This window comes from Bradyrhizobium sp. NAS80.1 (genome assembly GCF_001908205.1).
Taxonomy (GTDB): domain Bacteria; phylum Pseudomonadota; class Alphaproteobacteria; order Rhizobiales; family Xanthobacteraceae; genus Bradyrhizobium.
This window is the reverse complement of record NZ_LGHL01000416.1, coordinates 1-1122: the sequence shown is the minus strand read 5'-3', so window position 1 is coordinate 1122 and position 1122 is coordinate 1. Positions and strand designations below refer to the sequence as shown.

2 protein-coding genes are annotated in these 1122 nt (G+C 57.7%); both read right to left on the bottom strand.

All coding sequences use genetic code 11. The features are described 5' to 3' along the window. Window positions 1-243: 243 nt before the first annotated feature. On the bottom strand, window positions 244-654 hold the full coding sequence (locus AC629_RS43960) for a hypothetical protein (RefSeq protein WP_245332206.1): 411 nt from the start codon (window positions 652-654) through the stop codon (window positions 244-246). A 115-nt stretch (window positions 655-769) separates the two neighbouring features. Further along, window positions 770-1122: Mth938-like domain-containing protein (locus tag AC629_RS43955; protein WP_143199944.1), on the bottom strand; the 353-nt coding region annotated here is incomplete at its 5' end.

The window sequence follows — 1122 nt, the reverse complement described above, 5'->3', positions numbered from 1 at the left end:
ATCCTTGGTGATCCGCGGCGTCCCGAACCTGTCGAGCACGACGTTACGGCCCTTAGGACCCAGCGTGACCCGCACCGCGTCGGCGAGGATGTCGATGCCGCGCAGCAACTTTCCGCGCGCCTCGGTGGAGAATTTGACATCCTTGGCAGCCATCGTGTTTCTCCCTCGTCAGCTTCTTGTGTTCGTGCTTCCCCGTTGATTGCCGGAACTAGCAACTATCAGGTGCCCGTTCCCCCCCGCTCTCTAGCACCACACGACTCCGTCGGCGGCCTCTTTCCCAAAGAGCTCCTCCACGTGAAAGGAGGACTCTTCTGACGGCTGATATCGATTCTGGCTCCGGATTCTTGCCACAACATCAGGCCGGGTATTCTTGAGCCAGGCCATGGCCTCTGGCCCGTCGACGATACACTCGAAGGTGTTCCAGCTCAGATCCTCCAGGGAGTCTGGTTGAAGTCGCTTCGCCGCATACTCGATGAGGTCATGCAAGCGTTCGTATCCTTGCCGGCGCTCGAGAGAGTCTGCGACCGCCGCGCTGGACCACTCATGCTTGGCCAAATCGACAATGCTTGGAGCATCAGCCTCATTGAACCACGGCGTGGCATCGAACTCGAGACAGACGACATTATCGGCAGTATGGCAGGTAGCGTGGATCATGGCGTCCCTCCGTTTCGCCGGGGCGGACTGCGTCGGATGAGCTTTCAGCCGAACATCCTTGTCCCGGTCATCAACACGGTATTCGGATCATACCTCCTGTTGGCATTCGCGAAGGTCAACAGGTCACGTGAAAGAGCCCGATCCTCCTTGCGCGCGACCGGTTGAACATCTGGATCGCCTCGGGTGTCGGCTTCAACAAGACCTCGCAGCCCTTTCTCTCGAAATAGGCTTCAGCCTCCGGTGACAGGTGCACGTTGCCCATCTGACCCGAGCCGATAACGACTTGGTCGCACCCCTTCTCGAAGAGAAATTTTGCCTCGTCTTCCGAAAGCACGTGCGAGGTACCGTAGAGCTTCTTAGATAGCCTCTTTTTCCGCTTCACAACCTCGCCGGAAAGACGAACGACGACGTCGTGCTCATAGGTTTTTCCGTCAATCGTAATCGTGCCAAATGTGGTGCTGTCAATCT